Origin of the sequence: Streptomyces sp. NPDC058525, from assembly GCF_042719495.1 — a bacterium.
GTDB lineage: Bacteria > Actinomycetota > Actinomycetes > Streptomycetales > Streptomycetaceae > Streptomyces.
On record NZ_JBHXNP010000018.1, the window covers coordinates 77,267 to 100,549 of the forward strand.

The following is a 23,283-nucleotide window of genomic DNA, read 5'->3' on the forward strand; positions in this document are numbered from 1 at the left end:
GGCTCAGCGGCCGGCGGTGACCCCGCCCAGGAAGACGCCCCAGGCGGCGGGGTCGACGGCCAGCTCGGGACCGGCCGTCACCTTGGAGTCCCGGACGTGGACGGCTTCCGTACAGGCTGCGACCTCAACGCAGTTGTCTCCGTCACCGCTGCTGTACGTGGACTTGTGCCAGGAGAGGGCGACCTCGACGCAGTCGTCGCCCTGGCTGCTGCTGTAGCTGCTCTTGAACCACCGGAGCCGGGAGCTGTTCACAGGGAACCTCGCATTCGCATCAACAGGCCCGCGCTGTCCGCAGGATTGAGGGCCTGGATGCGAAGTTTTGCATACTGCTGATGGAGATTGCTGACGGCTTTCGGGTCAGAGATGACCTGGCCCATCTGCGGGCCTTCGGTGTACCCCCACCAGTCGTGCTCCTGGGTTTCGAGGAGCCGGAAGGGGCCATCGGTGCCCGCGTGTTCCGGGCTGATCCTCGGCATGATCTGGAGATCCACATTGGGCAGCTTCCCCACTTCCAGCAGGTGGTCGATCAGCTCGCGCGTCACCTCCGGCCCGCCCGTCTGCCGCTCGATCACAGCTTGTTCGATGATGAAGCTGAAAGCGACGTACGGCGTCTTCAGCAGCACCGCCTGACGGGCCAGCCGGGAGGTGACGCGCGCCTCGGCCTGTTCCGCCGTTACCAATGGCGGGACGTCCCGGATCTGGGCCCGTGCGTAGGCCTCCGTCTGTAACAGCCCCGGTACCGACCTGCATTCGTACGTATGGAGGGCGATCGCTACCGCCTCCAGCTCCGCCCACCGCCTAAACCACCTCGCCAGGCCCCGCCGTCGCGTCAGCTGGGCCGCCGCGATCTGGATGACGCCGAAGGCGTTCAGGGCCTCCTCCACCCGGTCCACGAACTTCGTCGACGGGTGGCGTCGGCCCTGTTCTACCGAGCCGACGTACTGGACCGAGTAGCGGATCCTCGTACCCAGTTGCTCCTGGGTCAGGCCGGCCCGTTTGCGGGAGGCCTTGACCACCTCGCCGAAGTTCCGCAGGTCGTTGTCCGGCTCGACCTCGCCGTCACCGGTCTCCTCGGCGTGCGCATGTGTCGTCACGGTCACCTCCCGGCACTCAGGCTCACGGACGGTGACCGCTACTGTCCAGATACTCGACTCGTACAGTTGAAAAGTAGCGGTTGCCGTGCTGGGAACAGCCCTGGCCGCACGGGATGTTGCTGGCATGACCGCACCCCTCGTCCCCGCCGGGACGCTCGTACGCGTGTTCACTCAGCGTTTCAGCTCCACCCGTCGCGGGGCCCGTCTCGCCCGCCAGCTCGCCCTCGTGGAACTGCACGCGTGGGGCATCCCCGAATCCACCGCGCTGTCCGCCGACGCCGGGCTCGTCGTCGCCGAGCTCGCCGCCAACGCCGTCGTCCACGGGCGGGTGCCCGGGCGGGACTTCGAGCTGCGGATGGTGTTGCTGGAGGGGGTGCTCCGGATCGAGGTGTCGGACCCCCGCCGCGACCGGCGGCCCGTCCCGCTGCCCCACGCCTACCAGGCCGAATCCGGCTACGGGCTGCGCATCGTCGATGCCGTCGCCGCCCACTGGGGGGTCATGGACCGGCTGATCGGCAAGACCGTGTGGGCGGAGCTCCGTGCGGGCGGCCTCAGCGGTCGCGATACACCTCGCGCCGGTGCCCCGCTGCCAGTGCCCAGATGATGAGCCGGTTGTCCTCGACGGTGTAGACCACGCGGTAGTCGCCGACGCGGAGGCGCCAGCGTGCTGCGTGGCCCTGGAGGGCCTTGATGTCGAACGCTGTTGTGTCCCCCGCCGTAAGGGCTTTCTGTAGTTCTGCGAGCCGGTACAGGATCCGCAGCGCGTCGGGGCGGGGGACTTTGAGCAAGTCGCGCTGTGCGTGTGAGGTGAACCGGGTGACGTAACCCATCCGTCATGCCTGCTGGTCGCGCAGGACAGCGGCCATTTCCTCGAGGGATACGGATCCCTCGAGGCCCTCGGACTCGGCTTCGTCGGCCAGCTTGTTCAGCCATGCGTCCTCGGCCTGGTCGGCGAGGCGGCGCAGTTGCTGGTATTCCTCGATGTCGATCACGACGGCCTCCTGCTTGCCGCGGCGCGTGATGATCGTGGGTACTCCCTCGCGACGTGCACGGTCTATGGCATCCGCGAGGTGGCTGCGGACCTCCGCCATGGACTCGATCACAGGCTCACTCATGGCATCAATGTACCAGATGTACATGAGTGCCGCGCGGGCCCGTCCCGGGGTCAGAGGTAGCGGGCGAACTCGTCCAGGGTGCGCAGGACCTCCGGCTCCGGGGCCGAGGGGAGCTGGAGGACGACCTCCTCGATGCCGAGGTCGGCGTAGTGGCCCATCTTGCCGGGGGTGGGCTGGACGGCGTACGGGACCACCTGGAGGGACTTCGGGTCGCGGCCGGCGGTCTCCCAGAAGCGGCGCAGCACCGGCAGGGACTCGGTGAGGCCGCCGCCGCCGATCGGCAGCCAGCCGTCGGAGTGGTCGGCGATGGCGGTGAAGAGCTTCGGCCCGGCCTGGCCGCCGATCAGGGTGCGGGGCCCGTACAGGGGGACGCCGGGGCCGAGTTCACGCGGGGCCTGGACCGGCTTGGGGTGCGCGGAGCTGGCCTGGACGGAGGAGAACTCCCCGACGTACGCGGTGGGTTCCGGGGCCCACAGGGCGCGCATCAGGGCCATCCGGTCGCGGACCAGTTCGCGGCGGGTGCGCCACTCGACGCCGTGGTCGGCGGCCTCCTCGACGTTCCAGCCGTAGCCGATGCCGAGCGTGAAGCGGCCGCCGGAGAGGTGGTCGAGGGTGGCGATCTGCTTGGCGAGGTCGATCGGGTCGTGCTGCGCCACGAGCGTGATGCCGGTGCCGAGGTGGAGCCGCTCGGTCACGGCGGCGGCCTGTCCGAGGGCCACGAACGGGTCGAGCGTGCGCCCGTACATCTCGGGCAGGTCGCCGCCCATGGGGGCGGCGGTCTCGCGGACGACCGGGATGTGGGTGTGCTCCGGCAGGTAGAGCCCGGCGAAGCCCCGCTCCTCCAGACTGCGCGCGAGGCGGACGGGCGAGACGGTGCGGTCGGTGAGGAAGATGGTCGTGGCGATCCGCATGGCTTCTGACACCTCCGAGACGTGGGACCCGCCACGGTACGGGCTGGGGGCCCGAATGTTGAGGGGGCGTCAGATCGGTGTCGTCTCGCGGCCGCCGGGTCAGCCGCGCGGGTAGCGGGCCAGCCAGCCCGGGGAGGCGGTGGTGGGGCCGTGCAGGGACGGGCCCTGGGTCATCTCCAGGGCGAAGTCGTCGGCGAGCTCCAGGAGCGTGGCGCGGCCTTCGAGTTCGGCGAGCCAGGCGGCCGGGAGGGCGGTCTCGCCGTGCAGCGCGCCGAGAAGGGCTCCGCACAGGGCTCCGGCGGCGCCGGAGTCGCCGCCGTGGTTGACGGCGAGGCGCAGGCCGTGCGGGACGTCCTCGGCGACCAGGGCGCAGTAGACGGCGACGGCGAGGGCGGCTTCGGCGTCCCCGGTGGCGGCGAGGGCTTCGACGGTCGCGGGGCCGGGCGCGCCCTGGGTGACGGCGGCCAGGGCGCGCTGGAGGGCGTCGGTGACGGGCTGGTGTCCCGGGCGGGTGCCGAGCTGGCCGAGGGCGCGCTGGACGGCCGAGTCCAGGGACTCGCCGCGGGTCAGGCCGTGGACGACGAGGGCGAAGGCGCCGGCCGAGAGGTAGGCGGCGGGGTGGCCGTGGCTCTGCGTGGCGCATTCGACGGCCAGTTGGAGGACCAGGGCCGGCTCCCAGCCGACGAGCAGGCCGAAGGGGGCGGAGCGGGTGGCGGCGGCCGCGTCGCGGGCGGTGGGGTTCTTCGGCTGGGCGGGGGTGCCGAGGGTGTCGTCGGCGAAGCCGGTCAGGCAGGCGCGGTCGGGGCCGCGGCGGGCGTAGAGCCACTCCTGCGCGGCGAGCCAGCCGTTGTCCTTGCGGCGCTCGTCGGGGCCCCAGTCGTGCTGGGTGGCGGCCCAGCGGAGGTAGGCGCGGTGCACGTCGGTGGGCGGGTGCCAGGTGCCGGTGTCCCGGCGTACGTGGGCCCGTATGAGGCCGTCCACCGTGAAGAGGGTGAGCTGGGTGGCGGCGGTGACGGGGGCGGCGGTGGGCGTGGTCAGGCCGTCGGGGCCGTGCGCTGCGCGGATGGCGTCGAGGCTGAGCGGGCCGACGGCCGCGCCGAAGGCGTCGCCGATGGCGGACCCGAGGAGCGTCCCGCGGACCCGACTCCGAAAGTCCTGCTGCTCAAACCGCCCCCAGAGCCCGGTGGCAACGGCCCCGCCCCGCCGACCGCCGCGGCCACGCCCGTCAGCCGCACCCCGCCCGTCCGTCGCGGCCGCGCCGTGCGCGTACGCCACACCCCGGCCGTCCGTCGAGGCCGCGCCGTGCGCGTACGCCGCACCCCGTCCGTCCGTCGAGCGCGCCGGGCCGACGGCGTCCGGCCCCGTCGGCGCGCCCGGCGCGTACGCCGGCTCCGCCGGGCCGTGGGCGTGTGTCACGCCGTGCCCGCCGGCGGCCCCGGGGCCGCCGTGCAGGCCGGGGGTGCCGCGCCCGTCCGTTGAGGCTGCGCCGGGGGCGTACGCCGCGCCCCGGCCGTCCGTCGCGGGCGCAGGGCCGACGGCGTTCGGTCCCGTCGGCGCGCCCGGCGCGTGCGCCGGCTCCGCCGGGCCGTGGGCGTGCTGCATGCCGTGTCTGCCGCCCGGCCCGGGGCCGCCCGGCAGGTCGGGGGTGTCGTGGCCGTCCGGCGAGGGTGCGCCCGGGGCGTGGGCGGGGGTTGGGGTGTGGCCGGGGGTGGTTGGGGGTGGTGGGGTGGGGGGTGTGCCCTGAATGATCGGCGTGCTCGTGCCCGTTGTCGCGTCCATCGTCCTCACCGTCCCCCTGGCCGTGCCTGCGGCCGCCGCCACGGCAGCACTGGCGCGCACTGTAGTGGACAGCTTCGGTCGAATCCGGAAGCAGCCCGTCAAGCGGTCCGTAAGCATGCGCAGAACGGCCGGAAACCGAATACTTTCGGCCGCCGCCCCGGCTGATGGCAGGTTTTGCCACTCGCCTTCGGCCCGGCTGGTTCCAGCCATGCCTCGTTCATCCGCAGTTCCCCGCGGCCGCCGCGACCGTCGTCGCCTCCGCTGTCACCGCTTCCCTGTTCGCGGCCCCCCGACCCGACGCACCCGCGGGTGCGGGCGCCCGGCCGGACGCGCCACGCCCCGGCCGGGCCCCTCGTGGTTCGCCGCGCTACCCGCCCGCCGCCGCCGCTAGTCCAGCACCGGCAGCAGCTCCGGCAGGTGCCCGTCCGAGGCGCGGGCCGCGTCCTGGCGCTCCGCCGGCACCTCCCCGTACAGCGTCGTACGGGCCTTCGCGGGCCGCCCCGCCGCCTCGGCGACGGCGATCAGGTCCCGCACCGACTTGTACGAGCCGTAACTCGACCCCGCCATCCGCGAGATCGTCTCCTCCATCAGCGTCCCGCCCAGGTCGTTGGCCCCGGACCGCAGCATTTCGGCCGCGCCCTCCGCGCCCAGCTTCACCCAGCTGGTCTGGATGTTGGGGATGTACGGGTGCAGCAGCAGCCGCGCCATCGCCGTCACCGCCCGGTTGTCGCGGACGGTGGGCCCGGGCCGGGCGATGCCCGCCAAGTACACGGGCGCGTTGGTGTGGATGAACGGCAGCGTCACGAACTCCGTGAAGCCCTCCACCCCCTTGGACAGGGCGCTCTGCTGGATCCGGGCCAGCGTGCGGAAGTGCCCGAGCCAGTGCCGCGGCTGGTCCACGTGCCCGTACATCATCGTGGACGAGGACCGGATGCCGAGCTCGTGCGCCGTGGAGATGACCTCGATCCAGTCCGCCGCCGGCAGCTTGCCCTTGGTCAGGACCCACCGCACCTCGTCGTCGAGGATCTCCGCCGCCGTGCCCGGTACGGAGTCCAGACCGGCCTCCTTCGCGGCCGTCAGCCAGTCCCGTACGGACATCCCCGTCCGCGTGGCCCCGTTGACGACCTCCATCGGCGAGAAGGCGTGCACGTGCATCCCCGGGACGCGCTGCTTCACCGCGCGCGCGATGTCGAAGTACGCCGTCCCGGGCAGGTCCGGGTGGATGCCGCCCTGCATGCACACCTCGACCGCGCCCACGTCCCAGGCCTGGGCGGCCCGGTCGGCGACCTGGTCCAGGGACAGCGTGTACGCGTCGGCGTCCGTGCGGCGCTGCGCGAAGGCGCAGAAGCGGCAGCCGGTGTAACAGACGTTGGTGAAGTTGATGTTGCGCGTGACGACGTAGGTGACCTCGTCCCCGACCACCGACTTGCGCAGGTCGTCGGCGATCCGGCAGAGGGCGTCCAGGGCCGTCCCGTCGGCGTGCAGCAGGGCCAGGGCCTGGGCGTCGGTGAGCCCGGTCGGATCGTCGGCGGCCTGCGCGAGCGCGGCCCGCACGTCGGTGTCGATGCGCTCGGGCACCATCCCGGGCGCGGCCGCCTCGCGCAGCGCCTCCCAGTCGCCGTAGACGTGGTCGAAGTCCTCCCGGCGGTCGCCGGTGCGGCCCTCGCTGTCGATGGCGGTGTGCAGATCGGTCCGCCCGGACGAGGTGAAGGCCTCGTCCGGCTCCTGCCAGGGCCGGCCCACGACCTCGGCGGACTCGTCGGCCAGCCCCGTCTCCGGGTCGGCCAGCGCCCGTACGTGCGGCAGCAGCCGCGGGTCCAGCCACGGCTCGCCGCGCCGCACGAACTCCGGGTAGACGCAGAGCCGCTCGCGCAGCGCGAAGCCGGCCTCCGCGGACTGCTCGGCCAGCGTGTCGATCTGGGGCCACGGGCGCTCGGGGTTGACGTGGTCGGGGGTCAGCGGCGAGACGCCGCCCCAGTCGTCGATCCCGGCGCCGATCAGGCGGGCGTACTCCCCGTCGACCAGGTTGGGCGGCGCCTGCAGGCAGGCGGACGGGCCCATGATGTGCCGGGCGACGGCGATCGTGGCGACGAGGTCGTCGAGTTCGGCGTCCGGCATCCCGCGCATGGCCGTGTCCGGCTTGGCGCGGAAGTTCTGGATGATCAGCTCCTGTATGCCGTGGTAGGCGCGGGCGACCCGGCGCAGCGCGAACAGGGACTCCGCGCGCTCCTCGTACGTCTCGCCGATGCCGATCAGCAGCCCGCTGGTGAAGGGCACCGAGGACCGCCCGGCGTCCTCCAGCACGCGCAGCCGGACCGCGGGCTCCTTGTCGGGGGAGCCGTGGTGCGGGCCGCCCGGCTCGGACCACAGGCGGGTGGCGGTGGTCTCCAGCATCATGCCCATGGACGGGGCGACGGGCTTGAGCCGCTGGAAGTCGGCCCAGGACATGACACCCGGGTTCAGGTGGGGGAGCAGGCCGGTCTCCTCCAGGATCCGGATGGAGATGGCCCGTACGTAGGAGATGGTGTCGTCGTAGCCCTCGGCCTCGAGCCACTCGCGCGCCTCGGGCCAGCGGTCCTCGGGCTTGTCGCCGAGGGTGATGAGCGCTTCCTTGCAGCCCAGCGCGGCGCCGCGGCGGGCGATGTCGAGGACCTCGTCCGGGGACATGTACATCCCGTGGCCGGCGCGGCGGAGCTTGCCGGGGACGGTGGCGAAGGTGCAGTAGTGGCACTTGTCGCGGCACAGGCGGGTCAGCGGGATGAACACGCTCGTCGAGTACGTGATGACACCGGGCCGCCCGGCGGCGGCGAGTCCGGAGTCCCTTACGCGTGCGGCGGAGGCGGTGAGGTCGTCGAGGGCCTCACCGCGCGCCTGGAGGAGTACGGCCGCCTCGGTCGCGTCGAGCGCGACGCCGTCGCGGGCCCGCCGGAGCGCGCGGCGCATCGCGTTTTCGGTCGGAGCGTCACTCGGAGTGGTCATGGGCCGAGCATACGATCCGGTCGTACGGGCCAGGGGAGGTCGGCCGCATGCTCATCGCATCAGCTCACCGGCGTTGACCAGCAGCGACTGGCCGGTTATCGCCCGCGCCCGGTCGGAGGCGAGGAAGGCGGCGGCGTCGGCGACGTCCCCGTCGGTGGCGAGATCGGGCAGCGCCATGCGGTCGGTGAGGCGGGCGTGGACCTCGGCCTCGGGGACGTTCTCGGTGTGGGCGGTGAAGGTGACGAAGGCCTGCACGGGCGGGCCCCACATCCAGCCCGGGAGCACGGTGTTGACCCTGATCCGGTGCGGGCCGAGCTCGCGGGCCATGGAGTACATGGCGGACGTCAGGGCGCCCTTGGAGGCGGCGTAGGCGGCCTGCTGGACCTCGTTGGGCGCGGCCACGGCGGACTGGGTCCCGATGATGACGACGGAGCCGCCGTTCTCCTTGAGCGCGGGCAGGCAGGCCCGGGTCATCCGGAGCGTCCCCAGCAGGTTGACGTCGATGATCTGCTGCCAGGTCCCGAAGTCGGCGTCCTCCAGGCCGCCGAAGTACGAGTCCCAGGCGGCGACGTGCACGACGGCGTCGATCCGGCCGAACCGCTCCCGGGCGAGCGCGGCGAGGGCCTCGCACTGGCGCTCGTCGCCGATGTCGGTGGGCAGGTAGGCGGTGTGCGCGCCGTCGGGGTCGATCTCGGCGGCGGATTTGGCCAGATTCGCCTCCGTCCGCGCCCCGAGTACGGCGTTCCCGCCGTCGCGGACCACGGTGGCGGCGACCTGATGCCCCAGCCCGGCCCCGACCCCGGAGACGATGACGGTCTTCCCTCGCAGCAGCATGACGGGCCTCCAGGAGCAACGTATCTGACGGTTCGTCAGGCTAGGGTCCCGGCAGCGGGATGGGAAGGGGGCGGCCGCGAGTCGACCACCCGCCCCGGGGGCGTCGCCGGGCCGCCGCCAGGCTGCCGGGCGGCTCGCCTCGCGACCCGGTCGGCGCGGACCTACGCTGGTGCTGCTGCCTTGGTCCGCGTACGGGGTCCGCGTACTCGTACGTGCGTTCGTCCCCCTCGTGCGACAGGAGGCATGCCGTGAGTCCCACCCGCACACGCCTGCGCCGGGCCTGCGTGGCCGCCGCCGCGGCAGGTCTGCTCGTCACCCCGGCCCTCGCGGGCCCCGCGTACGGGGCTCCCACGCCGGAGCCGTCCGTCTCCGCCACCACGCCCCCGCCCGCGCCTTCGGACGACGCCGGCGCGCGGTTCCCCGAGCTCACCCCGGCCGTCGCGGCGAAGCTGGACGCCGCGGTCCAGCGGGTCCTGCGCGAGGCGCGGGTGCCGGGCGTGATCGTGGGCCTGTGGGCCCCCGGCAAGGGGAGCTACGTACGGACCTTCGGCGTGGCCGACAAGGCCACGGGCTCGCCCATGGAGACCGGCTTCAACATCCGGATCGGCAGCGAGACCAAGACCTTCACGGTGACCGCGCTCCTCGAACTCGTAGACCAGGGCAAGGTGGCCCTCGACGACACCATCGGGAAGTACGTCGACGGGGTCCCGAACGGGGACCGCATCACCCTGCGCGAACTGGCGGGCATGCGCAGCGGGCTCTTCAACTACAGCCTGGACGAGGACTTCAGCAAGGCCCTCGCGGCCGGCCCGACCCGGCCGTTCACACCGCAGCAGCTGCTCGACTACTCCTTCAAGCACCCGGTGCAGTTCGAGCCGAACGCCAAGTGGCAGTACAGCAACACCAACCTGATCCTGCTGGGTCTCGTCGTGGAGAAGGCCGGCGGCAAGCCCCTCCAGGAGTTCATCCGCGAGGAGGTGCTGGAGCCCGCCGGGCTGCGGCGGACGGTCTTCCCGACCGACGCGCACTTCCCCGACCCGCATCCGCAGGGCTACACGGACGACACCACCGGGAAGATCGTCAACGCGACCGACTGGAACCCGTCGTGGGCCTGGGCCGCGGGCGCGATGATCTCGGACCTCATGGACCTGCGCAGCTGGGCGCGCACCGTGGCCACCGGCTCGCTGCTGACGCCCGAGACGCAGGCGGAACGCCTGAAGACGACCTCGATCGACGGCATTCCCGGTGCCGGGTACGGGCTGGGCATCTTCGACGTCCAGGGCTGGATCGGCCACAACGGCTCGCTGCCCGGCTACGAGACCCTGACCGTGTACCTGCCGGAGGCCCGGGCGACCATGGTGGTGCTGCTCAACACCGACGTCCTGCACGAGGGCCAGGAGCCCAGCACGCTCTTCGGCGAGGCGATCACGAGCATCGTGACCCCCGACCACGTGTACCCGGGCCACGTCCCGACCGCCCCGGAGCCGACGGGCACCACGCCGACCGCCCCGGAGCCGACCGGCGCCACACCGACGGCCCCGGAGCCGACGGGCACGACACCGACGGGCGCCACGCCGACGGCCACCGGCCCCGGCGCGCCCACCGCCTCGCCCTAGGGCTCAGGCGCGGACCGCGCGGGCCAGGCGGGCCAGGCCCTCGGTGATCTCCTCCGGGGTGTGCGTCGTGAAGGACAGGCGAAGGGTGCGCGGGTCCGGGGCGCCCGTGAAGAAGGGGGCTCCCGGGACGAAGGCCACGTCGTGGGCGAGGGCTGCCTTGAGCAGGGCCGTCGCGTCGTGGCCCGCCGGGAGGCGGGCCCAGACGAACATGCCGCCCTCCGGACGGTTCCAGGCCGAGCCCGCCGGCAGGGCTTCTGCCAGGCCCGCCAGCAGGGCGTCGCGGCGGGGCCGGTAGGCCGCGCGGACCGTGGCCACGTGCGCGTCGAGGTCCACCGCCGCCAGGTAGTGCGCGGCGGCCAGCTGGTCCACCGTCGAGGTGTGCAGGTCCGCGGCCTGCTTGGCGACCACCGCGGCCCGGCGCAGCGCCGCCGGGGCCCGCAGCCAGCCCAGCCGCAGCCCCGGCGCCATGATCTTCGAGAAGCTGCCGAGCAGGGCGGTGCGGTCCTCGGCCCCCGGGTGCGCCGCCAGCCACGGCACCTCCGCGCCCTCGTAGCGCAGGTCCCCGTACGGGTCGTCCTCGATCAGCCACAGCCCCCGCCGCGCCGCGATCCGCGCCACCGCCGCCCGGCGGGCTCCCGGCAGGGTGCGGCCCGTCGGGTTCTGGAAGGTCGGGACGGTGTAGAGCAGCTTGGGGCGCTCCCGCGCGAGGAGTTCCTCCAGGGCCTCGGGTATCAGGCCGTCCGCGTCGCAGGGCACCGCCACCACCCGGGCCCCGGCCAACCCGAAGCACTGGAGGGCCGCCAGGTAGGTGGGGTTCTCGACCAGCACCACGTCCCCGGGTTCGACCAGCGCGGCGGTGAGGAGGGTGAGGGCCTGTTGCGAGCCCGAGGTGACGAGGACCTCGTCCGCGCCGGTGGCCAGGCCCCGGGCCGTGGCCCGCCGTGCGACGGCCTCGCGCAGCTCCGGGGCGCCCTCGGTGGTCGAGTACTGGAGCGCCCGCCGCGCCGACACGGCGAAGGCGGTGTCGTACGCGGCCCGCAGGCCCTCGGCATCGAAGAGTTCGGGCGCGGGGAGGCCGCCGGCGAAGGAGATCACCCCGGGGCGTTCGGTGAGCGCCAGGATCTCGCGTACGGGGGAGCCGCCCACCGAGGCGGCCCGCGAGGCGAACGCGGGCGGCGGGGCAGCGGCTGTGTCGGCGTGGGGGACGGAGACGGAGACGGCGGCGTCTGCGGGCACGGGTGGCTCCTCCGGGAGTGGGGTGCGGGCATCGTAGCCACGGAAAGGTGCAGATGACACCTATGTGTCACATGGTGAACGGTGCCCGAGGGCTCCCGATCTGACGCAACATCAGCTAGACCGGTCGCATGACGACAGAAGAGCGGGACACCCGCGCCGAGGACTATGCCGAGCTCGCCGCCGTCGGCCCGTACGGCGTCCGCCCCGGCCATGCGCTGATCACCATGGTGGAGCCGCACCCGGGCCACGAGTACGCCTACAACCGCTGGTACGAGGACGACCACTACTACGCCGGCGCCATGGCCATGCCCTGGATGTACGCGGGCCGCCGCTGGGTGGCCACCCGCGAACTCCAGGAGCTGCGCTACCCGGAGAAGTCGGCGGTCGCCCAGCCCGTCACCGCCGGCTGCTACATATCGACGTACTGGGTCACCGAGGGCCGCTACGACGAGCACATGAAGTGGACCGTCGGCATCAACAAGCGGCTGGGCCGCGACGGGCGGGTCTACCAGGACCGCACCCACGTGTTCACGTCCTTCCAGGACCACGAGGCCACCGTCTACCGCGACGGCGCCGCCGGTCCGCGGGACTTCCACGCCCTGGACCACCCGTACGCCGGCCTCGTCGTCCAGGTCGTCGACGCCGACGGGCCCGCGCAGCGGGACGAGCTGCTGGAGTGGCTGCGCGCCCGGGCCCTGCCGAAGCGGCTGCACGGATCTCCGGCCGCGATGGTGACGGTTTTCCGGCCGACGCCGCTGCCCGGCGACCGGATGACCTACGTCAAGCAGGTCGAGGGGGTCGACACCCGCCTGACGCTCCTGTGGTTCCTGGAGCAGGACCCCCGGACCTGCTGGGACCGCTTCCAGGGGCTGGACGCGGAGGTCGCGGAGGCGGGGCTGGGGCGGGTGGAGCTGGTGGCGCCGTTCATCCCCACGGTGCCGGGGACCGACCGGTACGTCGACCAGTTGAGGTAGCCGCGGCGGTAGCCGCAGCCGACCGTGCGCGGACATGGCCGAGCCCCCTCGGCCAAGACGGCGGACCGGTCGAGAGGGCTCCAGCCAGTGGTGCGGGTCCTGCTTGTACTGCGGGCACTGCTCGTACTGCGTGTACTGCCGGTACTGCGGTTAACGCGTTCGGGTCGGTTGGGGCGCATGCCGTGACGTTCAGGCGAGGCGTCCCAGCCGGCCCTCGGTGACGCCGTCGACGAACGAGGTCCAGGAGCCGGGCGCGAAGGTGAGGGACGGGCCGTCCTGCGCCTTCGAGTCGCGGACCGCGATGGCCTCCATGACGGGGGACTTGACCTCGACGCAGGCGCCGTTGGCGGAGTAGGAGGACTTGGTCCAGTTGTGCGTGGCGCCCTGACGAATAGCCATGTTTCTCTCCGGTTCAGCGAGTAGTTCCGTTTTTGCCGCGTCGGCCGGCTCGTTCTCCGGCTGACGTGATCGACGCTACCCGCAGCTCCTGACGGGTGAAGGAGGCATTCACCCGACCGAGTGGCATATTCCATTCAGGTCTTATGCGGCCGGGGAGTGACGGTGTACGGTACCGGCCCTCCCCAGGACCTCATGTGTTTCCTGCGCCTTTATCGCGACTCGTCGACCTTGCCCGCATATCCGGCGATGATGCCGGAGATGAACCGCCGGGTCTCGTCGACATTGAGGGCCTGGGCGCGCAGGTGCTCGTACATGACGCTGTACTTCTGCACGTCGTTGGCCTTCTCCAGGTACAGGTCGCTCGTCACGCCCTCGATGTAGACCACCGTGGAGTCGGACGCGTCCGGGAATTCCAGAATCGCGTACTGGCCGTTCACGCCGGGATGCGCGCCCAGCGCGAACGGCATCACCTGCACCGTGATGTGCGGCTGTTCCGACTGCTCTATCAGGAACTTCAGCTGCCGGACCATCAGCTCGGCATCGCCCACGCGCCGGCGCAGAGCGGCCTCGTCGATCACCGCCCACAGGCGCAGCGGCCCGAGTTCCGGATTGTTGTTCTCGGTCTCGGAGAGCCGCTTCTGGCGGTGCATCCGGACCTGGACCCGCTTCTCCACGTCGGCCGGAGCGGTCTCCGGCCACGCGCCGCGGACCAGGGAGTGGGCGTACTCCGTGGTCTGGAGCAACCCCGGGATTACCAGGGGCTCGTAGGTGCGCAGGCTCGCCGCGTCCGTCTCCAGGCCGATGTAGACGCTGTACGGGATGTCGCCGAAGGCGTGCCACCAGCCCTGCTGGCGGGAGTCCTTCGCCATCTGCATGAGTGAGTCCACGAGCCTGGGGTCCTCCACCTCGTACACCTCGCACAGGTCGCGTACGTCGCGCTGGCTGATGGACCGGCGGCCGTTCTCCAGCCGGCTGATCTTGGACTGGGAGACGAGGAGGCGCTCGGCGACCTGCTCGGCCGTCATGCCCTTGTCCTCGCGGAGCTTGCGCAACTCCATGCCCAGTCGGCGGCGTCGGACGGTGGGATTGACATTGGACGCCACGTGAACGGCACCTCCGCCTTCTTCTGTCGTGCAGCTGTCTGTCTCTCTGCGTGGCTGATGTTGAGCAGACTGCCACCGAAGGGTGCTGCGGCGCTGGGGAACGGCCCGGAAAAACAGACGCGCGGGGCGGCGGGACCGGCGGAACCGGCCTCGTCACCCCGCGCGCCGGCGTTGTGATGGCATTGCGGTGGAGCGGTTGGAGCGGTTGGAGCGGGGTGGATCAGTGCGCGGCCGCGCGGGCCATCGCACCCGTCCGGCGCGGCTGCAGCGGAACGCTGCCCGCCGTGGCCCGAGCGGCCGGCTGTGCCGGTGCGCGGTCGCGGCGCGGCTGTGCGGCCACACCGTTCTGGACGTCCATCACGGCGTGCGCCACGAGTCCGCCCATCGGGTCGTGCCGGATCAGGTCCCGCAGCCGGGATCTGGACGACCGCCCCTCGTTGCCGGGGTACAGGTGCTTGCCGAGTCCGACCGCGTGGGCCAGTGCGGCAAGCGCCGCGGTCCGCGGGTCCGGCGGTACGCCGGTGCGGATCGCCGTGTCCAGCCGGGCACGGATCTCCCGGCTGATCGCCGTGTCCGTCGCCTGGTAGCGAGTCGTCGGCAGCACCCCGCACATCTGGCCCGCGACGGCATGGACCATGCCGCAGCGCTCCAGGTGGGCGAGGTAAATCTGGCGGAGCCCCAGCCGGGGTCCGCCAATCCAGTGGACGGCCCGTACCGGACTGCCGCGCCTGCGCAGCAGTTCCAGTGCGGAGTCCAGAGTCGGATCTCCTGTCGGCCGTGGCATCACCACGGCGATACGATCCCCGTCAGGGGCTATCCGTCCTGCCAGAGCCAGCTCCACTAGCTGTGCCCCGGCCAGGCCGAGGTCGAGCGACTGCGGCTGCGCCGTGGTACCCGTGGCCGGGTCCAAGGCGAGCAGCAGAAGCTCCTCCGGAATTGTTCTGCGGCTCCTGCCCATCCATGCCTCCCCGCGTGGATGAGTGACAGGGTGACGCCTCTCACATTCATCTGTCGAGAGCGCGTGGCCGCTTTGTGGGGGAACCCGCAGCTATGTCGTTCTCGTCTAGCACGTGGGCGATGCCCCCTAGACGGGACACTGTTAGACATTCGGACAGCCGGACGTGGCGACGATGGAGGAGGAACTGGTGGCGGGCGAGTCCCCCGACAAGTCGGTTGATGAGGGAACGCCGGGGGCGGCGTCGACCTCCGCGGAGAGCGACCCGAGGCTGTCGGTGTTCCGGCAACGGGATCCCGAGACCCCTGTCGATGCCTCTGCGGACACACCCGTGGACGCGGAACCGGCCCCGGACGGTTCCGGCGGCCGCGACGCGCTGCGCGACGCGGTGGCGGCCTGGGTCGCCACGGCGGACGACACGACCACCGCCACGGACTCCGCTCCGGCGGGGGACCGCCCGGCCGGCGAGGGCCGCACCACGGCCTCCCGCGCCGCGAAGCCGGCTGCCGCCGACTCGCCTTCGGCGGATTCCGGTTCGGCGTCGGAGCAGCCGTCGGGCGCCCAGCCCACCACCTCGTTCCGCCTCGCGGCCCCGGCTCCCACCGAAAACCCGGAAGCCGCCGCACCTGACACGGATTCCGCTTCGCCCGCGGCCGAGCCCACCGCGCCCGGCGCGGATTCCGCTTCGGCTTCGGGTCGACCGGCCGGTGATCAGCGGACCGGCTCGTTCCGGCTGTCGGGCCCCGCTGCCGCCGGGGCCGCGGAAGCCGCGGCGCCTGGCACCGGTTCCGCTTCGGGTTCGGAGCGGGTCGGTGGTGAGGTGGCGGAGGGTGATCAGCGGACCACCGCTTTCCGTGCCGTGAAGGCCGACTCCCCGGGGACGCAGGCGGCCCCTGAGGCTGGCGAGAGCGAGCGGACGGCTGTGTTCCGGGCGGTGCGGCCGGCGGCTCCGGCCGGGCCGGCCGCGGGTTCCGCTCCGGCGGGGGATCAGCGCAAGCCGGCCGCCGACTCCGCTTCGGCGGAGGGCCAGCGCAAGTCGGCTGCCGATTCCGCTTCGGCGCAGCGGACGGACGCCTCCGGCGATGAGCCGGGCGACAGCGAGCGGACGGCTGTGTTCCGGGCGGTGAAGCCGGCCGCGGCCGCGGACGCGCCCGTCAAGGAGCCCGCCCCGCGGGAGCGGACCGGTGTGTTCCGGATTCCGGCCGCGGATGCCGACGACAGCGAGCGGACCGCCACCTTCCGCGCCGTCAAGCCAACCGCCCCGGCCCCGGCTCCGGCCCCGGCCGACGACCGGCCCGCGGATTCCGCTCCGGCCAAGGCCAGCACCTTCGTACCCCTGCGCACCGACGAGCCCGGCCGGCCCCAGCCGAAGGCATCCGCCCCGGCCCCCGCGGCCCCGGCCGCCCCGGCCCCGGCCCCCGCCTCCATGGACCGCACCGAGCGGACCACCCAGCAGCCCCTGCCCCCCAAGCCGCCGCTCGACATGCTGGCGGACCTCACGAACAACCCGCCCCCGCCGCCGAGCCCGCTCCGCACGGCCGTTCGGCGGTTCAAGATCTACTTCCCGCTCGTCGTGCTCCTGGCGATCATCCTCGCCGTCGTGCAGCTGGTGCGCCCCCTGCCGGAGCCGAAGCTCGTGATGACGGCGAAGTCCTCGTACACCTTCGACGGCGCCAAGCCCGAGCTGCCCTGGCCCAGCGAGGGCCAGGCCTACATGGCCGCCGCCGGCCTCGGCACGCTCGGCCAGTCCGGCGAGCAGAAGCCCGTGCCGATCGCCAGCGTCACCAAGTCGATGACGGCGTACATCATCCTGCGCGACCACCCCATCAAGAAGGGTGAGCAGGGCGCGATGATCGACGTCGACAAGACGGCCGAGACCGAGGGCAAGAAGAACGACTCGGTCAACAACGAGTCCACCCTCGACACGGTCAAGGAGGGCGACAAGATCTCGGAGTACGACGCGATCGCCGCCCTGATGATCCCGTCGGCCAACAACATCGCGCGGCTGCTCGCGCGCTGGGACTCCGGTTCCCAGGAGGCGTTCGTCAAGAAGATGAACGACACCGCCAAGGAACTCGGCATGACCAACACCACGTACACCGACCCCTCGGGCCTGGACGCGACCACGGTCAGCACCGCCGAGGACCAGGTGAAGCTGGGCCTCAAGCTCGTCGAGATCGAGACCCTGCTGGACATCACCAAGAAGCCAAGCTGGGTCGACCCGTCGGGCAAGAAGTGGGACAACTGGAACCGCCTCGTCCCGTACAACGACTCGCTCGGCATCAAGACCGGTACGACGACGAAGGCCGGCGGAAACCTCCTCTTCGCCGCCCAGAAGAAGATCGGCAACACCAACCAGCTGATCGTCGGCGCCGTCCTCGGCCAGCACAAGCCGCCGATCATCGACAGCGTCATCTCCGCGAGCAAGCAGCTGATGATCGCCACGCAGAAGGCCCTCGAAGGCGCGCCCGTCGTGAAGAAGGGCCAGGTCGTGGGCCATGTGGACGACGGTCTCGGCGGCCGCACCCCGGTCGTGGCCACCGCCGACGTGCAGGCGGTCGGCTGGGCCTCGCTCACCGTGAACGTGAAGCTGGCCGACGGCGGCGGCAAGATCCCGCAGACCGCCAAGGCCGGCACCGAGATCGGCGTGCTCACGGTCGGCGAGGGCGCGAGCCAGGTGAAGGTGCCGGTGGCGCTCCAGAGCGAGCTCGCCGCGCCCGGTATCGGCAGCAAGCTGACGCGCGTCGGCTGACGGCCGGCGAACGCGCGGATCCGGCGCCCCGGGCAACCCCGGGGCGCCGGGACGCGTCTTGGGTCCCGGGACCTGAACGTCCCGAACGTGCCGGGCGTCCGAACGCCCCGGGCGTCCGGACGCAGGCAGGTGCGGGGTGTGGACTCGTGTGTTGGGGAGTACGTCAGTGACCACCGCTGAGCAGCGGCAGCAGCAGGAGGGCCGGCGCGGCGATGGCCACGGCGGCACCACCGACGTGCCCGCACCCGCCGACACCGGCCCCAGCGCTGGCACCGGCCCCAGCGCTGGCACCGGCCCCAGCGCTGGCACCGGCCCCAGCGCTGGCGCCGGCCCCAGCGCTGGCACCGGCCCCGACCCCGGCACCGGCCCCGACCCCGGCACCGGCCCCGGCACCGGCCCCGGCACCGACCCCGCGCCCGGCTCGGCGCCCGGCCCCGGCTCGGCGCCCGGCCCCGGCTCGGCGCCCGCCCCCGACCCCGCCCCCGCCCCCGCCCCCGGTCCCGGCGGCATAGGGGCGCGGGCTCTGGATTGGGTCCGCCGGCACCCCGTCGCCGTGTCCACGCTGCTCGCCGCGGTGCTGCACGTCGTCTGGTTCTTCACCTTCGCCAACAGCGGCGGCGACCTCGCCGCTCAGGACGCCTGGGCCGAGTTCGTCGGCCGCCACCCCGACTCGGCGTACAACCTCGCCTGGTACGGCGGCATGCACCCCGTCTCGTACAGCGTGGTCTCGCCGTACCTCATGCACATGCTCGGCGTCCGGACCACGATGATGATCGCGGGCACCGTCTCGGCCGGACTGCTCGCCCTGGTCCTGACCCGCTGCCGCGGCGCCGTGCGCGAACCCCTGTGGCCCGCGCTGGCCGGAGTGTACGGGCTGTTCTGCAACGCCCTGTCGGGCCGTGTCACCTTCGGCCTCGGCGTGATGTTCGCGCTCGGCGCGGTCGCCGCCGTCTTCTGCTGGCCGCGCAAATGGGCCGACCGGCGGTGGGCCAAGGCGGCCGTCGCGGCCCCGCTGGCCGGACTCGCCACCGCCTCCAGCCCCGTCGCCGGGCTCTTCCTCGGCGTGGTCGCGGCCGCGCTGTTCCTGAGCGGGCGGCGGCCGGGCGCCTACGCGCTGGGCCTGGCCCCGGTGGCCGTGGTCGGGCTGTCGGCCTGGCTGTTCCCCTTCTCCGGGACGCAGCCGATGAAGTTCGGCTCGGCCTGGCTGCCCTTCGTGTTCGCGCTGGCGGTCCTGTTCCTCGTACCCGAGCGGTGGAAGACGGTCCGGATCTCCTCGGCCGTCTACGCCTTCGGGGTCTTCCTGACCTGGGCGATCGACTCGCAGATCGGGTCGAACGTCACCCGGCTGATCATGCTCTTCGGCGGAGCCGCCCTGCTCGCGGCCCTCCCGTATGCGGTCCCGCGCACCCGCCGCTGGTACGCGCTGCTGCTCGCCTTCGCCGGGCTGAACATCTGGATCACCACCAACAGCATCACGGACATCGTCCGCACCACCCCGGTGGCCGCCTGGAACCGCGAGCTGGCCCCGCTGGTCGACCAGCTGCAGAAGGCGGGCGCCGACCGCGGCCGCGTCGAGGTGGTCCCGGCCAGCAGCCACCGCGAATCCTCCGCCTTCCCCTCGTACGTGAACCTCGCGCGCGGCTGGAACCGGCAGGCGGACCTGGAGCGCAACCCGCTCTTCTACGACGACACCCTGACCGCCGACAGCTACCGGGCCTGGCTCGAGCGCTGGGCGGTGCACTACGTGGTGCTGCCCGCCGACAAACCCGACTCGGGCGGGGAGGACGAGGCGAAGCTGGTGCGCGAGGGGCTCCCGTACCTCCAGCAGGTGTGGGGCGACGCGAACTGGCAGCTGTTCAAGGTCCACCAGCCGACGGACCTGGTGACCGGTCCGGCGACGGTGGTGCGGGCGGGCGCCGACCGGCTCGTCATCGACGTGAAGCAGGCCGGGCGCGTGCTCGTGCGGATCCCGCACTCGCCGTGGCTGGGCCTGGTGGACGCGGCGGGCAAGCCGGTGGCGCCGCCGGAGGAGACCTTCTCGTCGAAGGCGAAGGCCGCCGCCGTGAAGGAGTACGCGAACACGGCGGGATGCCTGTTCAAGGCCGCGCCGGACGAGTCGGGCGACGTGTGGACGGAGCTGCTGGCCCCGGGCCCGGGGCAGTACCGGGTGGCCGCGAAGTACCAGCTGCCGCGGGGCACGCCCTGCCCGGAGGAGCTGGTCCACGGCACGCTGGGGCCGCCGGACAGGCCGGCACCGCCGCGGCCTTGATCCACCATCCTTTACGTCCGGTCCGGGTGCGTCGGCCGCTATATCTGCATACGATCCCAGTAGTCCGATTGGGTGCTTCCCGAGGGAGTTGACGACGGGATGAGCAAAGAGCAGAAGCGGGACTTCCACCAGGCCCACCAGGCCCAGGAGCCGGACCGGCCGCCGCGCCCGCCGGGCCACGGCTTCGACGGTCTGCTGAGGAGCAAGGTCAAGGGCGGGGCGCACACGAAGGCGGCCCTCAAGCGGGCCGGCACCCCGCAGGGCGACCGCATCGGCGAACGCAGCAGAGGCCTGAGCTGACCGCCCCGGCCGACCTGACCGCACCGCCCCGGCCGACCTGACCGGCCCGACCGCCCCGGCGACCTGACGGCCCCATCCGACCTGACGGCCCCATCCGACCCTTTCGAAAGGCCCTTCCGACTCCGGCCGGAAGGGCCTTCTCGCATCGTCACGACATCGCGGGCCGGACTCCGGACAACCGTTACCTCGCCGACGGACGGCCCACACACACCCCTCGTAGACAACGTGATCTTCTACGCCGATCTCGTGGCGCCGTAATCCGGCGCCCGCCGCGTGGGCGCGCGGGCGGGCGCACTACGGTGACCTGGCGACCGCGGACGGTCGTACGCCAGCCGCGTCTCCACCACCAGCCAGGACGGACGGGCCCACAGGATCATGAACGGGACCAGCGCACCATGAGCCTTCGGCTGCCCGCCTGGACCTCGACCCTGACCTGGAAGGCCGCGGTCTTCATCACCCTCATGTGCTGCGGGCTCGCGGCCCTGCTCGGCGGTCTCGTCCACAGCGCCATGACCCACCAGACCGTCAGCACCGCCCGCGAGAAGGCCCTCGCCAAACTGGACCGCACCATCGCGGCGTACGAGACCGGCGCGCGGATGGCGCGCGGCGAGGGCATCGACCCCGTCGGCCTGCCGGCCGAGCTGCGCGCGCTGGCGCTGACCGGCAAGCGCGGCACGGTCATCGGCGAGCACCGCGGCCGGGCCGCGATGTGGGCGGCGGCGCCGGCCGACCACGACACCGCGATAGCCGTGTCCGTGGACTTCACCACCGCCGAGCGGACGATCGCCGAGCTGGACCGCGCCATCCTCGGCTCCTCGGTGCTCGCCATCGGCGGCACCCTGCTCATCGGCGCGGTCGGCGTCACCCGGATCACCCGCCGGCTGCACCTGACCGCGCAGGTGGCCCGCCGGATCAGCGCGGGCGACCTGGACGCGCGGGTCGACGACAGCGCCCGCAACAAGGACGAGGTGGCGGCGGTCTCCCGGGCCCTGGACACGATGGCCTCCTCGCTCCAGCGCAAGCTGGAGGCGGAGCAGCGGTTCACGGCGGACGTCGCGCACGAGCTCCGCACCCCGCTGACCGGGCTGAACGCGGCCGCCGAGCTCCTGCCGCCGGGCCGCCCGGCCGAACTCGTACGGGACCGCGTCCAGGCGATGCGCGCGCTGACCGAGGACCTGCTGGAGATCTCCCGGCTGGACACGGGCAGCGGGCGCGTGGAGCTGGACTCCCACGACCTGGCCGCCCTGGCGGCCCGGACGATCCGCGCCTCGGGCACCGACACCCGGCTGGAGGTGGCCTCGTCGCTCCGGGTGGAGACCGACCGGCGGCGCCTGGAGCGGATCCTCGGCAACCTCGTCGCCAACGCCCACAAGCACGGCGCGGCCCCGGTCACGGTCCGGGTGGACGGCCGGACCCTGACCGTGACCGACACGGGCCCCGGCTATCCGCAGTACCTGCTCACCGCCGGCCCGCAGCGCTTCCGTACGGAGGGCATGAACAAGGGCCACGGCCTGGGCCTGACCATCGCCGCGGGCCAGGCCCGCGCCCTCGGCGCCACCCTTGCCTTCCGCAATCCGGCGGAGGGCGGCGCCGAGGCCCGCATCACGCTCCCAGCGCCCGAAGCACCGGAAGCAACTGCGCCTCCTCGCTGTCGAGATGTGCCTCCAGCTCCCGGCTCAGCCGCTCCACGCGCTCGCTGAACCCGCCGCCGCCCGGGCCGGTGCCCGGCGGCCCGTCCAGGGCCGCCACGAGCTCCTCCTGGAGCCGGGCGATGACCCGGTGCTCGGCGTCGATCCGCTGGAAGAACTCGCTCAGGTGCGGATGCTGTTGTGCCAGGTACGGGAACATCCCGGCGTCCTCGCTGCGGTGGTGGAAGTCCAGGCTGTGGCAGAACGCGAGGCAGTGCTGACGCAGTTGCATGCCGAACGAGCCGGGCGCGGCCTCCCGCGCCTGCTCCCGTACGAGGGCCAGCTGGGCCCGCAGCCACCCGTGCACCTCGAGCAGCTTCCCGGCGAACCCGCCCTCCCCGGCGGGCGCCTCGTGCGTGCGCTGGAGCGCCACGACGGGGATCACCCGCCCGGTCCGCTCCTGGTACTCCCCGTAGCCGGGCTCCACGCCCACGACGTGCGCGAACAGCTCGTCCCGCCGCGCACCCTCGGCAGGCACGGCGACGGCCTCGTACTCCCCGGCCGCGGTCTCGACCTGGACGAGGGGTCGGGCGAGCAGATTGTGGAACCAGGCCGGATGCCGGTCGGCCCCGCCCGCGGACGCGACGACGAGCAGCGTCCCGCCGTCCGCACCGGCCGCGCCGTGGCGGGGCTCGCGTACGAACCCGAGCGGGACGGTGTGCGGTTTCCCGGACCTGGCGCCGGTGGTGGTGAGCAGGATCAGCTCGGAACCTTCGAAGGGCCCGCCGACCCGGCCGGCGTTCGCCCGGAACTCTTCGATGACCGCTTGATTGAAAGATGACACGGAGTGTTGGATTCCTTACGGTGTGTGTGCATGCGATGGCAGCGAACAACCGCGGGGAATCACCCGTAGCCGGTGGCGTGGAAGCCCATGAGCCCGGTCCTTGACGAACAGGTGCCTGCCCAACCACCGCCCGGCCCACATCTCAGTAGGCGGCGTCACGCGACACGAGCACCATGGAACCACAACACGGCGAAGACCCCCAGCCAATTGAGCTGGGGGTCCTCGTGATGTGCCCTCGGCAGGATTCGAACCTGCGACACCGGCTTTAGGAGAGCCGTGCTCTATCCCCTGAGCTACGAAGGCGGGGTGCGCGGACCCGGCCGTGAGGCCGGTCCACCGCGGTCAGTGTAGCGGGTGGCGCTTGATCCGCATCTGCGATACCCCGCGGACGCCCCGGCCGGGCCGGGGGGGGGGGAGGCCGGGCCGGCGGAGGCGGGGCGGCCAGTGTCGGTGGCGACTTTGAGGGCCCCCCGGGGCGAAATTGAGGGTATCGGG

20 protein-coding genes and 1 tRNA gene are annotated in these 23,283 nt (G+C 72.7%); 7 read left to right on the forward strand and 14 right to left on the reverse strand.

Annotation, left to right across the window (positions count from 1 at the left end):
- Nucleotides 1–3 precede the first annotated feature (3 nt).
- Nucleotides 4–252, reverse strand: coding sequence for a DUF397 domain-containing protein (locus tag ACFWP3_RS12195; protein ID WP_384219254.1), 249 nt, complete (start codon nucleotides 250–252; stop codon nucleotides 4–6).
- A complete protein-coding gene (locus tag ACFWP3_RS12200; protein WP_384219256.1) occupies nucleotides 249–1,100 on the reverse strand; it encodes a Scr1 family TA system antitoxin-like transcriptional regulator in 852 nt (283 codons plus the stop codon). The genes ACFWP3_RS12195 and ACFWP3_RS12200 overlap by 4 nt, the downstream gene beginning before the upstream one ends.
- Before the next feature lie 118 nt (nucleotides 1,101–1,218).
- Between ACFWP3_RS12200 and ACFWP3_RS12205 the strand changes: the two genes are divergently transcribed.
- Nucleotides 1,219–1,698 carry an ATP-binding protein gene (locus ACFWP3_RS12205; protein WP_384219259.1) on the forward strand — a complete coding sequence of 160 codons (480 nt, stop codon included), beginning with the start codon at nucleotides 1,219–1,221 and terminating at the stop codon, nucleotides 1,696–1,698.
- Here ACFWP3_RS12205 and ACFWP3_RS12210 read toward each other — a convergent pair.
- From ACFWP3_RS12210 to ACFWP3_RS12235, 6 genes are all read right to left on the reverse strand, one after another.
- The gene (locus ACFWP3_RS12210; RefSeq protein WP_384219261.1) at nucleotides 1,646–1,924 is read right to left on the reverse strand and encodes a type II toxin-antitoxin system RelE/ParE family toxin; all 279 of its coding nucleotides are present in this window, start codon (nucleotides 1,922–1,924) and stop codon (nucleotides 1,646–1,648) included. The two genes, ACFWP3_RS12205 and ACFWP3_RS12210, sit on opposite strands and share 53 nt — an antisense overlap.
- A gap of 3 nt (nucleotides 1,925–1,927) precedes the next feature.
- A complete protein-coding gene (locus tag ACFWP3_RS12215) occupies nucleotides 1,928–2,209 on the reverse strand; it encodes a type II toxin-antitoxin system Phd/YefM family antitoxin (RefSeq protein ID WP_384219264.1) in 282 nt (93 codons plus the stop codon).
- 50 nt (nucleotides 2,210–2,259) lie between these two features.
- Nucleotides 2,260–3,120, reverse strand: coding sequence for a TIGR03619 family F420-dependent LLM class oxidoreductase (locus ACFWP3_RS12220; protein WP_384219266.1), 861 nt, complete (start codon nucleotides 3,118–3,120; stop codon nucleotides 2,260–2,262).
- Nucleotides 3,121–3,219: 99 nt separating this feature from the next.
- A complete protein-coding gene (locus ACFWP3_RS12225; protein ID WP_384219303.1) occupies nucleotides 3,220–4,395 on the reverse strand; it encodes an ADP-ribosylglycohydrolase family protein in 1,176 nt (391 codons plus the stop codon).
- An 891-nt stretch (nucleotides 4,396–5,286) separates the two neighbouring features.
- Complete coding sequence (locus tag ACFWP3_RS12230; RefSeq protein ID WP_384219269.1) at nucleotides 5,287–7,878, reverse strand: bifunctional FO biosynthesis protein CofGH; 2,592 nt, start codon at nucleotides 7,876–7,878, stop codon at nucleotides 5,287–5,289.
- A gap of 51 nt (nucleotides 7,879–7,929) precedes the next feature.
- Nucleotides 7,930–8,712 (reverse strand): SDR family oxidoreductase, encoded by a 783-nt coding sequence (locus tag ACFWP3_RS12235; protein ID WP_384219271.1) that lies wholly within the window; start codon nucleotides 8,710–8,712, stop codon nucleotides 7,930–7,932.
- Between the two features lie 248 nt (nucleotides 8,713–8,960).
- Between ACFWP3_RS12235 and ACFWP3_RS12240 the strand changes: the two genes are divergently transcribed.
- Entirely contained in the window at nucleotides 8,961–10,328 is a 1,368-nt protein-coding gene (locus tag ACFWP3_RS12240) for a serine hydrolase domain-containing protein (protein ID WP_384219273.1), read from the forward strand.
- 3 nt (nucleotides 10,329–10,331) lie between these two features.
- Here the strand turns inward: ACFWP3_RS12240 and ACFWP3_RS12245 are convergent, their stop codons facing one another.
- Complete coding sequence (locus ACFWP3_RS12245; protein ID WP_384219276.1) at nucleotides 10,332–11,564, reverse strand: PLP-dependent aminotransferase family protein; 1,233 nt, start codon at nucleotides 11,562–11,564, stop codon at nucleotides 10,332–10,334.
- A 128-nt stretch (nucleotides 11,565–11,692) separates the two neighbouring features.
- On the opposite strand from ACFWP3_RS12245, the gene ACFWP3_RS12250 reads away from it, so the two are divergent.
- Nucleotides 11,693–12,538: a hypothetical protein gene (locus ACFWP3_RS12250; RefSeq protein ID WP_384219278.1), complete on the forward strand. Its 846-nt coding sequence runs from the start codon at nucleotides 11,693–11,695 to the stop codon at nucleotides 12,536–12,538.
- Between the two features lie 189 nt (nucleotides 12,539–12,727).
- Here the strand turns inward: ACFWP3_RS12250 and ACFWP3_RS12255 are convergent, their stop codons facing one another.
- The 3 genes from ACFWP3_RS12255 to ACFWP3_RS12265 all read right to left on the reverse strand — a co-directional run bounded on the left by ACFWP3_RS12255 (nucleotide 12,728) and on the right by ACFWP3_RS12265 (nucleotide 14,998).
- Entirely contained in the window at nucleotides 12,728–12,937 is a 210-nt protein-coding gene (locus tag ACFWP3_RS12255) for a DUF397 domain-containing protein (protein WP_384219281.1), read from the reverse strand.
- A 209-nt stretch (nucleotides 12,938–13,146) separates the two neighbouring features.
- Nucleotides 13,147–14,040: a helix-turn-helix domain-containing protein gene (locus ACFWP3_RS12260; RefSeq protein WP_384219283.1), complete on the reverse strand. Its 894-nt coding sequence runs from the start codon at nucleotides 14,038–14,040 to the stop codon at nucleotides 13,147–13,149.
- Between the two features lie 220 nt (nucleotides 14,041–14,260).
- Nucleotides 14,261–14,998 (reverse strand): GPP34 family phosphoprotein, encoded by a 738-nt coding sequence (locus tag ACFWP3_RS12265; RefSeq protein ID WP_362304143.1) that lies wholly within the window; start codon nucleotides 14,996–14,998, stop codon nucleotides 14,261–14,263.
- 172 nt (nucleotides 14,999–15,170) lie between these two features.
- Here ACFWP3_RS12265 and ACFWP3_RS12270 point away from each other — a divergent pair, with 172 nt between their 5' ends.
- The 4 genes from ACFWP3_RS12270 to ACFWP3_RS12285 all read left to right on the forward strand — a co-directional run bounded on the left by ACFWP3_RS12270 (nucleotide 15,171) and on the right by ACFWP3_RS12285 (nucleotide 22,016).
- Nucleotides 15,171–17,747, forward strand: coding sequence for a hypothetical protein (locus tag ACFWP3_RS12270; RefSeq protein ID WP_384219305.1), 2,577 nt, complete (start codon nucleotides 15,171–15,173; stop codon nucleotides 17,745–17,747).
- Nucleotides 17,748–17,913: 166 nt separating this feature from the next.
- A complete protein-coding gene (locus tag ACFWP3_RS12275) occupies nucleotides 17,914–20,016 on the forward strand; it encodes an MFS transporter (RefSeq protein ID WP_384219285.1) in 2,103 nt (700 codons plus the stop codon).
- 99 nt (nucleotides 20,017–20,115) lie between these two features.
- Nucleotides 20,116–20,316 carry a hypothetical protein gene (locus ACFWP3_RS12280; protein ID WP_384219288.1) on the forward strand — a complete coding sequence of 67 codons (201 nt, stop codon included), beginning with the start codon at nucleotides 20,116–20,118 and terminating at the stop codon, nucleotides 20,314–20,316.
- Between the two features lie 395 nt (nucleotides 20,317–20,711).
- A complete protein-coding gene (locus ACFWP3_RS12285) occupies nucleotides 20,712–22,016 on the forward strand; it encodes an ATP-binding protein (RefSeq protein WP_384219290.1) in 1,305 nt (434 codons plus the stop codon).
- Here ACFWP3_RS12285 and ACFWP3_RS12290 read toward each other — a convergent pair.
- A complete protein-coding gene (locus ACFWP3_RS12290) occupies nucleotides 21,919–22,788 on the reverse strand; it encodes a nitroreductase/quinone reductase family protein (RefSeq protein ID WP_384219293.1) in 870 nt (289 codons plus the stop codon). The genes ACFWP3_RS12285 and ACFWP3_RS12290 overlap by 98 nt on opposite strands.
- Nucleotides 22,789–23,018: 230 nt before the next feature.
- Nucleotides 23,019–23,091, reverse strand: a tRNA-Arg gene (locus ACFWP3_RS12295).
- Between the last annotated feature and the right edge of the window lie 192 nt (nucleotides 23,092–23,283).